The following is a 10,573-nucleotide window of genomic DNA, read 5'->3' on the forward strand; positions in this document are numbered from 1 at the left end:
CCGCACATCAGCGGACAGCAGCGACCGGGACCGCCTGGGCGCATCCGAAGCTGACGGACCTGCCCCAACCCCGTTCCCTCGCTCGTCGCGTGTGGACCGGCCCGAGCCTGCCCCGAGTCGCCCTTCCGATGGCACCCACGATCCCGGGCCCCTCGGCCCGCCCCCGATCCAACGCTAGTGGCCGCGCGCGCGCAGCCCGCACGTCTCCAACACCTTCCCGTCGTAGCCGATGCCAGCGACCTGGGGCGGGCGGACCAGGCCGTCGACCCCGACCGCCGGCTCCCGGCGGACGGGGTCGCTGTCGATCAGCGACTCGTAGTACGTGTTGTTGGGGATGGCCACGCCGAGGTGAGCGCTGATCGGGCCCGGGCTGTGGACCTCGGCCCGCAGGTGGAAGGCCTCGGCGAGGTGGGCCGTACGCAGGGCGCCCGTGATGCCACCGCGCAGGTGCCAGCTGGTGCGGACCATGGTGGCGCAGCCCGAGGCGATGAAGTCGGCGGTGTTCATGTGCGCGCCGTCCGAGCACTCGCCGACCAGCAACGGTGTGCGCACCCGCTCGCCGAGCCACTTGTGCGCGGTGACGTTGAACTCGCGCATGGGCTCCTCGTACCAGAGGTATCCGGAGTCGTCGAGGGCCCGGCCGAGGTAGACGGCGTCGGCGAGGTCGAAGCCGGCCGAGCCGTCGTACATCAGGGGGATGTCGTCGCCCACGTGTTCGCGCAGGGCCGTCACCAGGCGGGCATCGCGTCGGGCGTCGCCCCAGGCGTGCAGCTTGATGGCGGGGTAGCCGAGGTCGAGGCACTGGTCGGCGACGTGCAGGTACTGCTCGATGCTGTCGAAGGTGACGGTGGAGGCGTACGCGGGGACGGCGTGGCGGAAGCCTCCCAGCATCCGGTACAGGGGCAGTCCCGCGGCCTGGGCCGCGATGTCCCACAGGGCGATGTCGACGGCCCCGAGGACGTAGATCGGCATCTCCTCGACGCGGTCGAGCTCCCACACCCGATGCCAGAGGAACTCGCGCATCAGGGCGTCGGCGCCCAGCAGTTCCTCGCGCAGCCGTCGCTCGACGATGTCGGCGAGGATCGCTCCGCGGGCGACCGGCGCGATCCCGCTGATGCCCTCGTCGGTGCCGATCACGAGGTAACCGGTGGTGTTGACGCGCTCCGAGCCGGGCAGTCCGTCTCGCCACTTGAACTGGGGTCCGATGTCCTTCGGGTCTGCGAGATGGACATCGACGCTGGTGATGCGCACGGTGCGGGTCCTTTCGGCGGGTGGGCGGCGATCGCGCTCAGGAACTAAATTTAAAATCTCAGATCTCAAATCTCTTGTCGGACAGTAGGTGTCGTGCTTCCCTTGCGTCAATCCCCCCAGATCCATCGCTCACCGGGCCAGACGTCGCCCCACGAGCAGACACACCTCCCCCACCCGAGCCGACCGTCCCTTCCCTCCCTGCGAGGTCACCCGTGAGAAGAACTCCGCTCCGCGCTGCCGTGCTGGTCGCCGCGCTCGCCCTCTCCGCCGCCTGCGGCGACGCCACGCCCCCGGACCAGTCGACGGCCCCTGACGCGGCCGCTTTCAAGCCGGTCAAGCAGAAGCCCGGCAGCACCCTGACCGTCTGGGCCGACTCCACCCGGCAGCCGGCCGTGGAGGCCTACCGCAAGGCGCACCCCGACGTGAAGATCGACCTGGTCACCTACAGCGGCCAGGACAGCGACCTGCGCACCAAGATCCAGCTGTTCGACCGCTCCGGCAGCGGCTGGCCGGACGTCGTCTTCTCGACCTCGCTGACCACGGCCTCCTGGACGAGCACCGGCGCGCACCCCTACGCCGCCCCACTCAACAAGGGACTGCTGCCCGAGGCGACCCTCTCCGGTTTCTCCAAGGGCGCGCTCGACCCCTGCACTTCCAAGGGCACCGTCCACTGCCTGCGCAACGACGTCGCCCCGACCCTGCTCTGGTACGACAAGAAGCTGATGACCAAGTGGGGCTACCAGGTGCCGACGACCTGGGAGGAGTACCGGGAGCTGGGCGAGAAGGTCGCCGAGGAGCACCCGGGCTACCTGGTCGGCTCCGTCGACGTCGCCCCGAACACCTACCTGTGGCCCAGCCGTTGTCCGGCCGAGGGACTCACCGGACCGAAGGAGATCCACGTCGATCTCACGGACCCGAAGTGCACCCGCATGACCAGGATGCTCGACACACTGCTGAAGTCCGGTTCCCTCACGACTGAGAGCCCCTGGGACGCCTCGTTCGCCAAGACGAAAGCGGACAAGGTGCTGATGATGCCCGGTCCGACCTGGTACGGCCAGTACCTGTTCGCGGGCCCGCTGAAGGTCCCGGCCGGCCGGATGGCCGCGGCGGCTCCGCTGAAGTGGTCCGACGACGACCGGACCTACACCGGCGACTACGGCGGCGGCGTATGGCTCGTCTCCTCCCACAGCAGGAACCTCAAGGGCGCCTCCGGCCTGGTGAAGTGGCTGACGACCGACAACTCCGTCCAGGTGGTCAACCCGGGTTTCCCGGCATTCACGAAGGCCGCCGAGGCCTGGCTGGTGAACCCGAAGAACACCTCGTACTTCGCCGGCGACGTGGCCCCCGTTTTCCAGCAGGCCTCCGCCCAGATCTGGCCCGGCTGGACCGACACCACCGAGTTCAACGTGACCGAGCTGTACAAGTCGACCGTCCTGTCGAAGGTGACCCAGGGCGCCACGATCACCTCGCTGCTGCCTGATCTGCAGCAGGCGATCGAGGACAAGGCCTCGTCGCTCGGATACAAGGTGAAGTGACACCATGCGACTGACAACCGTCCCCGCCCGCCGCGGCAGCGGCGAGCGGGCGCCCGGCCCCCGCTCGGGGCTCTCCGGCCGGGCCGGCTACCTCTTCGTCAGCGGCTACACCGTCCTGCTGATCGCCTTCGGGGTCCTGCCGGCCGCGTATGCGCTCTGGCTGGCGCTGTCGAACAGCCGTCACCAGCTCGTCGGCCTCGGTAACTTCACCCGCACCTTCGCCGACTACCGCTTCGCCTCCGCACTGGGCAACGTACTGCTGTACGTCACCGTCTGGCTGGTCTCGCTGACCGTCCTGGTCCTGGCCGCGGCCCTGATGCTGCACGGCCGGATGCCGCGCACCGGCAAGGTGCTGCGGTTCGTCTACTACGTCCCCGGGGCGCTGGCGGGCGCGGCCAGTGTGGTGCTGTGGCTGATCATGCTCGACCCGGCCGTCAGCCCCGCCGGCTTCCTCCTGCGGGCGATGGGCCAGGACTCCCTGCCCACGGTCATCCTCCCGGAGCACCTGCCGGTCGTGTTCGCCGTCATCGCCTTCTGGACCGGCGCCGGCGGCTGGATCATCGTCATGTACGGGGCGCTCAACAACATCCCGGCCGAGCTCCTGGAAGCCGCCCGCATGGACGGCGCCGGTGTGCTGCAGACCGTGCTGCGGATCCAGCTGCCGATGCTGCGGAAGTGGATCACCTACATGGTCATCCTCGCCTTCGCGGGCGGCACCCAGCTGTTCGTGGAGCCGCAACTGGTCACCACGGCGAGCCAGCGGATGGTCGCCGACTCCTGGTCGCTGAACCAACTCAGCCTCCAGTACGCCTTCCAGGCCGACGACTTCAACGGCGCCGCCGCCCTGTCGGTGGACCTGCTGCTCATCGGTGTGATCGCCGCGGCGGCCGTGGTCTTCCGCGGCGGTCTGTTCGAGAGGGACTGATGCCCTGTGTCCGTCATCGACTCCCCGCCCGTCCGCAGCGTGCCGGCGGCCCCTGCCGGGCCGTCCGCCAGCCGCCGGATCACAGCCCGCTCGGCCGTGGCACGCGGTCTGTGGTGGCTCTGCTCGACGGGTTTCGTGGTGTTCTTCGCGGTGCCGATCGTGTGGCTGGTGCTGGCCCCCACCAAGTCCGACGCCCAGATCATCGGCGGCAACCCCTTCGCCCTGGGCTCGCTCGACGGCCTGGCCCGCACCTGGCACAAGCTGTACGGCTACCAGGACGGGGCCGTCCTCACCTGGATCAGGAACTCCACCGTCTACTCGTTCGGCGCGCTCGCCCTGACCCTGGTCACCTCGGTCCCCGCGGGCTACGCCCTCGCGCTCACACAGTTCGTCGGTCGGAAGCTGCTCCTGACCATCACGCTGATCGTGATGATCATGCCCGCGTCGGTCCTGGTGCTCCCCATCTACCTGGAGGTCAACGCCGTCCATCTGACCGGGACCATCTGGTCGGTGGTCATGCCGCTCTCGTTCTTCCCGTTCGGGGTCTACCTCACCTACATCTACTTCTCGTCGACCATCCCGGCGGACGTCCTCGCCGCGGCCCGCATGGACGGCTGCGGCGAGTGGCAGGTGTTCACCCGGATCGCGCTGCCGCTGGCCCGGCCGGTGATCGCGCTGGTCGGGTTCTTCAGCTTCGTCGGCAGTTGGAACAACTTCTTCCTGCCGTTCGTGATGCTGCCGTCCAGCTCGCAGTACCCGGCCCAGGTGGGCCTGAGCAATCTGCTGGCCTCCTCCCAGATCGTCTATCCGGCGGCCGCGAGCGGCATGGGCCGCCCCGAACTCGCCCTCGCCGCCCTGGTGACGATCCTCCCGGTGCTGCTGGTGTTCCTCTTCTCGCAGCGTTCCCTCGTCTCCGGAATGCTCGCGGGTGCCTCGAAGGAATGACCGCCCGAGCAGGACAGAACCCCCCTTGGAAATCCCAAATCCGGAATCTATTGTGGGCGTGGACGGTCGCGCCCCGCCGGTGCGCCGCGGATCCAGAAGAGCGAAGAGTCCATGACACAGCCGGTCAATCAGCGAGACAGCGAGCAGATCGCCCGCAGGCCCCGAGTGGCGGACGAGGTCCGCGACGGCCTGCGCCGGCTCCTGCTGGCGCGGGAACTCCTCCCGGGCGACAGGCTGCTCGTCTCCGACCTCGCGCAGCGGTTCGGGGTCTCCCCGACACCGGTGCGCGAGGCGCTCTCCCTGCTGGAGGGCGAGGGCCTGGTGGCCAAGCGGCCGCGTCAGGGCTACGTCGTGGGCGACCTGCTGGACCACTCCACGCTGCAGAGTCTCTACGCCGTACGGCTCCGTCTGGAACCGTGGGCAGCCGGCCAGGCCGCGGAGCACGCCACCGTCGAACAGCTGGACCGGCTCAAGACGATGTGCGGCGCGCCGCCCTCGCCCTCCGGCGCAACGTCCTATCACGACTACGGCGGTGTGCAGGACGAGGACCTCACCTTCCACGGCCTGGTCGCCGACGCCTCCGGGAACGTCGTCCTCGGGGACGTGCTGCGCCGGCTCGCTCCCAAGTTGCGCCAGTTCCACGCCTACCACCAGGCTGGCGCAACCGAACTGGCCTGGCAGGAACACCGCGCCGTGGCCGAGGCGATCGCACAGGGCGACGCCGTCGCGGCCGAAGCCGCGATGACCGCCCACCTCCAGGCGGCGCTGGAACGAATCCGCTCCGCCATCGCCCCCTGACAGCCTGCTCGCCCGCGGTGAGCCGGCGAGCGGCCGGAACCACCGTCACCACCCTGGCACTGACATCGGCCCCCGGGGCGACCACCGGCGCGCCTCCCCTCCCTACCGAACCGAATCCCCTGTTCCGATCCCGTCCCGAGGCCATACCTCCGGACCTTCTGGAGGTACCCCATGAAGCTTCTGCGCGTCGGCCCGCCCGGCGGGGAAACCCCCGTCGTCGTCGCACCGGACGGCCGGACATACTCCTGACGTCCCTGACCGACGACATCGACGGGGCCTTCCTCGCCGCAAACGGGACGGCCCGGGTACGCGAGGCCCTGGCCGCCGACGCACTTCCGGAGACCGACACCACCGGGCTGCGGACCGGCGCACCCGTCGCCCGCCCGGGCAAGATCATCTGCATCGGGCTGAACTACCGCGACCACGCGGAGGAGACCGGTGCGCCGATCCCGCCTCGTCCAGTGGTGTTCATGAAGGCTCCGTCCACCGTGGTCGGCCCTTATGACGAGGTCCTGATCCCCCGCAAGTCGGTGAAGACGGACTGGGAGGTGGAGCTGGCCGTCGTGATCGGGCGGCCCGCCCGCTACCTGGACTCCCCCGAGGAATCCGCGGACGTCATCGCCGGGTACGCGATCAGCCACGACGTCTCCGAGCGTGAGTTCCAGCTGGAGTACTCGGGCCAGTGGGACCTCGGCAAGTCGTGCGAGACCTTCAACCCCCTCGGCCCCTGGCTGGTCACCGCCGACGAGATCACCGACCCTCAGGCGCTGGGCCTGCGGCTGTCCGTCAACGGGGAGCGGCACCAGGACGGCAACACCAAGAACATGATCTTCGACGTGGCGTACATCGTCTGGTATCTGAGCCAGTACATGGTCCTGGAGCCCGGTGACGTGATCAACACCGGCACCCCTGCGGGCGTCGCCCTCGGTCTGCCCGGCACACCGTTCCTGCGCTCCGGCGATGTCGTCGAACTGACCGTGGACGGCCTGGGAACCCAGCGCCAGACCTTCGCCCAGGCCTGAGAGGGAGGACTCCATGACCACGCCGACCACCATCCCGCACGGCCCCGGCCACCCCGCCGCGCCCATCGAGCCGGGCCCTGTCACGGCCGCCGCCATGGGGGTGCGCGCATGACCGACATCGACGGACTGCGGGCGATCGTCACCGGCGGAGCCTCCGGCATCGGACGCGCCACGGTCGAGGAACTCACCGGACGCGGTGCGGTGGTCGCCGTGCTGGACCTCGATCCGGGCGACGCCGTCCACGGGTTCCGGGCCGATGTGAGTGACGACGCGTCGGTGCGTACGGCGGTGGAGGCCGCGGCCTCTGCCCTGGGCGGGATCGACATCCTGGTCAACAACGCGGGCATCGGCGCGACCGGAACAGTGGAGGACAACACGGACGAGCAGTGGCATCAGGTCCTGGACGTCAACGTGCTGGGTGTGGTCCGTACGACCCGTGCCGCTCTCCCCCATCTGCGCCGATCGCGGCACGCGGCCGTCGTCAACACCTGCTCGATCGTGGCGACCGCCGGACTTCCGCAGCGTGCCCTGTACTCCGCGAGCAAGGGCGCGGTGCACGCGCTCACCCTGGCGATGGCAGCGGACCACGTACGGGAGGGCGTCCGAGTCAACTGTGTCAATCCGGGCACCGTCGACACCCCGTGGGTCGCCCGGCTCCTCGGCTCGGCGGCCGACCGCGCCGCTCTCAACGCCCGTCAACCCACCGGGCGCCTGGTCACCGCCCGTGAAGTCGCCGCAGCCATCGCGTACTTGGCCAGCCCCGCCGCAGCTTCCGTCACCGGGGTCGCGCTGGCCGTCGACGGCGGCATGGCGGGCCTGCGGCTGCGGCCGACCGGAAGCTGACGGCCCTGCCATGACAGAGACGGGACAGATCAGGCGCAGGCGGCTCGGCCGCGGCGACGCCTGGGTCGGCGAACTGGCCTTCGGCGCCGCCGGAATCGGCAACCTGTTCACCCCGGTGAGCGACCAGGAGGCCGCCGAGGCCCTGGCCGTGGCCTGGGAGTCGGGCATCCGCTCCTTCGACACCGCTCCGCACTACGGGCTCGGGCTCTCGGAGCGCCGCCTCGGTGCCGCGCTCCGCGACCGGCCCCGCGCGGACTACACCGTCTCCACCAAGGTCGGCCGTCTGCTGGAACCCGTGGCCGATGTGGCGGGCGACGACCTCGCCAACGGCTTCGCCGTACCCGCGACCCACCGGCGGGTGTGGGACTTCAGCGCCGACGGCGTACGACGCAGCCTTGAATCCAGTCTGGAACGCCTCGGCCTGGACCACGTGGACACCGTCTACCTGCACGACCCCGACGACCACACCGAGCAGGCCCTCACCGAGGCGTACCCGGCGCTGGAGCGCCTCCGCGGCGAGGGGTTGGTAAAGGCTGTCGGCATCGGTACGAACCAGACCGCCGTCCCCGTACGCTTCGTCCGCGAGACCGACATCGACGTCGTACTGCTGGCGGGCCGCTACTCCCTGATCGACCCGAGCGGTCTCGCGGACCTGTTGCCGGAGGCTCATCGGCGCGGCACCTCGGTCATCGTCGGGGGCGTCTTCAACTCCGGCCTGCTGGCCGCTCCCTCGCCCGGCATCACCTACGACTACGCGCCCGTGCCGGAGGAGTTGCTGCGGCAGGCGATGCGGCTCCAGGAGGTCTGCGAGCGGCACGGGCGGCCGCTCCGGGCCGCCGCCGCGCGTTTCCCCCTCGGGCACCCGGCCGTCACCGCGGTGCTGATCGGACTGCGCAGCGCTCTGCAGGTCCGGGACGCCGTCGAGCAGTTCCGTCGGCCGGTTCCGGACGCGCTCTGGCACGAACTGCGCACAGCCGGGCTGCTGGGGCCCGACGTACCCGTGCCGGGCGAGGCCGACGGATGTGCGCCGGGTGCCCATGGGGGAAGCCTCCGAAGCCCGTAGGGGCGGCTCGGCCACCGACCGAACGCAGATACGACAACGGCCCCGTCCGCGACGCGGACGGGGCCGGAATCCGTCACACGGACACGATCCGCCACTGTTGCCGCTCTGCACGGGTGTAGGTCCACTGGTTGACGGCCGCTCCGTCCGCCGTCGATCCGTTGTCGACGTTGAGGGCGAGCCCGGAGAGCCTGTTGGTGAGGTAGAAATAGCCGTCGCCGGTCGGGGTCACCGCCCAGTGCTGCTGCGGAACGCTGTCGTCCGACCAGATGTCGGCCTTCCCGCCGTTCACCCGCGAGAGCCCGCCCACCTCCAGGACCTTGCCGCTGCTCGCACTCCGGACGGTGTAGTAGCCGTCGCCGGTGGAGACGAAGGTCCACTTCTGGTTCGCCTGGTTCCGCCAGGGCTGCTGGCGCACTTCGGTGCCGTTGGCGGTGCCGTCGGCGAGGACGTCGGCCACCTTGCCGCTGGCGCGGTTGACCAGCTGGTACACCGTCGAATCGCCCGGCAGCACCCGCGACACCAGGGCCGGCTTCTTCCTCCTGCCGCCGATCCGCACGCCGCCCATGTTCGTGTAGCCGCCCGTGCCCTCCTCGGCCTCGATCCGCACGTACCCGACGTTGCGGGGGCTCCACTCGACTACCTTCAGGGCCATGCTCCCGGCCCAGATGCCGTCGGCCACCTGCGTGAAGCGGCTGCCGTCGGTGCTGGTGGAGATCTTGTACGAGATGATGTCGCCGTCGGTGGAGTTGTTGCGGCCCCACTGCTTGGGCAGGTACTCCAGCGTGGACACGTTGCTCCAGACCCCGCCGAGATCGATGGTGATCGAGTGCGGCAGGTTCAGGCTCCACGTCGACCAGCAGGTCTCGAAGTTCCGGTCGCTGAGTCCGTCGATGGCGTTCATCGGGCCCTCGCCGTCGTGGAAACCGGTGGCGTAGGCGCTGACGGGTGTCACCGGGTGCTCGGCGCGCGGCGTCTGCGCGGGGAGCGGCGGGCGGGACTTGTCGGGCCGCCAGGCGTCCCCGACCTCGGCCAGCCTCTTGACGATGTTGTCGTCGAGTCGGCCGTCGCGGTTGGGCGGGCAGTTGAGGATGAACGAGGTGTACTTAGGCTCCAGGTCGACCAGATGGGACAGGATCGACACCTTGCTGATGGGGTTGGTGGTCGGCGTCGAGGGGTGCCAGAACCAGCCGTTGCTGATCGTCTGCCCCTGCAGGGCGGCGTGGGTGTTCCCCTCCGGCGCGGTGATGCCCAGAGGCTCCTCGAAGTAGATGGCGTCGCCGAGGAACGGCACGGACAGTCCGCCGTGGTCGATCATGACGATGTCCGGCTGGAGGGACTTCACGTGTTCGCGGATGCGTTGGTACGAGACGGCCTGCTGGCCCATCTGCCAGGCGTAGCCGTCGGTGACGAACATGTCGATGGTGCCGTAGCCGGTGAGCAGTTCGGTGATCTGGTTCAGTATGTAGGTCAGGTCACCGGGCACGATGGTCTGGTCCGCGCCCACCCCGTGCCGGGTGTCGTAGCCCTGGACGTTGTACGACCGGTCCCAGATCGAGAAGTACAGGCCGACACGGAGCCCCTCGGCCCGGAATGCCTTCACGTACTGGTCGACGATGTCCCGCCGGTATCCGCTGTTGGCGACGTTGTACTTGTTGTACTTGGTCGGCCAGAGGCAGAAGCCGTCGTGGTGCTTGGTGGTGAGCACGCCGTAGCTCATCCGCGCCGCCTTGGCGGCCTTGGCCCACTGCACGCAGTCCACCTGGGACGGAGCGAACTGGGCGGGGTTCTGGTTGGGCGCTGCCCACTCCTCGTCGGTGAACGTCCCCATGTTGAAGTGGTTGAACATGCCGAACCGCAGGTCGGCCAGTCTTCTCAGCGCGCTGCCCGGCTTTTCGGCGGCCTGGGCCGTGGAGGTGGAGAAAGCGGGCAGCGCCGCCGCCGCGGCGGTGACGCCGCCAGCGGTCAGGACGGAACGGCGGGACGGACTTCCTGACGGCATGGTCTGGCTCCCGAGCTCGGAGGGGTACGGCGCCCGGCACCGGAGGTCGCGCCTCCGGGGCATCGGTGCATGGTGCGGCCGTGGGGTGTTCCTCCCGGTCCACGGACCATGTGGAGCCGCCCGTCGAACAGATGACGGCCCGCGGTGCCGACGACTGCACGCCGACGCGGGACGTCATCTCGGCAACGGTGC

General features: G+C 69.7%; 8 protein-coding genes and 1 pseudogene. 7 read left to right on the forward strand and 2 right to left on the reverse strand.

What is annotated here, in order from left to right:
- Nucleotides 1-174: 174 nt before the first annotated feature.
- Nucleotides 175-1,251: an enolase C-terminal domain-like protein gene (locus ACFULQ_RS25270; protein ID WP_383547408.1), complete on the reverse strand. Its 1,077-nt coding sequence runs from the start codon at nt 1,249-1,251 to the stop codon at nt 175-177.
- Between the two features lie 212 nt (nt 1,252-1,463).
- Here ACFULQ_RS25270 and ACFULQ_RS25275 point away from each other — a divergent pair, with 212 nt between their 5' ends.
- From ACFULQ_RS25275 to ACFULQ_RS25305, 7 genes and pseudogenes are all read left to right on the forward strand, one after another.
- Complete coding sequence (locus tag ACFULQ_RS25275) at nt 1,464-2,786, forward strand: ABC transporter substrate-binding protein (RefSeq protein ID WP_383547410.1); 1,323 nt, start codon at nt 1,464-1,466, stop codon at nt 2,784-2,786.
- 4 nt (nt 2,787-2,790) lie between these two features.
- On the forward strand, nt 2,791-3,711 hold the full coding sequence (locus ACFULQ_RS25280; RefSeq protein ID WP_383547412.1) for a carbohydrate ABC transporter permease: 921 nt from the start codon (nt 2,791-2,793) through the stop codon (nt 3,709-3,711).
- Between the two features lie 78 nt (nt 3,712-3,789).
- Nucleotides 3,790-4,656 carry a carbohydrate ABC transporter permease gene (locus tag ACFULQ_RS25285; RefSeq protein ID WP_383547474.1) on the forward strand — a complete coding sequence of 289 codons (867 nt, stop codon included), beginning with the start codon at nt 3,790-3,792 and terminating at the stop codon, nt 4,654-4,656.
- 111 nt (nt 4,657-4,767) lie between these two features.
- Nucleotides 4,768-5,454, forward strand: coding sequence for a GntR family transcriptional regulator (locus ACFULQ_RS25290; RefSeq protein ID WP_383547414.1), 687 nt, complete (start codon nt 4,768-4,770; stop codon nt 5,452-5,454).
- 171 nt (nt 5,455-5,625) lie between these two features.
- A pseudogene (locus ACFULQ_RS25295) lies at nt 5,626-6,476 on the forward strand (fumarylacetoacetate hydrolase family protein).
- 108 nt (nt 6,477-6,584) lie between these two features.
- Nucleotides 6,585-7,319 (forward strand): SDR family NAD(P)-dependent oxidoreductase, encoded by a 735-nt coding sequence (locus ACFULQ_RS25300; RefSeq protein WP_383547416.1) that lies wholly within the window; start codon nt 6,585-6,587, stop codon nt 7,317-7,319.
- Between the two features lie 10 nt (nt 7,320-7,329).
- Nucleotides 7,330-8,382: an aldo/keto reductase gene (locus ACFULQ_RS25305; protein ID WP_383547418.1), complete on the forward strand. Its 1,053-nt coding sequence runs from the start codon at nt 7,330-7,332 to the stop codon at nt 8,380-8,382.
- A gap of 73 nt (nt 8,383-8,455) precedes the next feature.
- On the opposite strand, the gene ACFULQ_RS25310 is transcribed toward ACFULQ_RS25305, so the two are convergent.
- Nucleotides 8,456-10,381, reverse strand: coding sequence for an alpha-L-fucosidase (locus ACFULQ_RS25310; protein WP_383547420.1), 1,926 nt, complete (start codon nt 10,379-10,381; stop codon nt 8,456-8,458).
- Between the last annotated feature and the right edge of the window lie 192 nt (nt 10,382-10,573).

Source organism: Streptomyces sp. NPDC057253 (genome assembly GCF_042669125.1).
Taxonomy (GTDB): Bacteria; Actinomycetota; Actinomycetes; order Streptomycetales; family Streptomycetaceae; genus Streptomyces.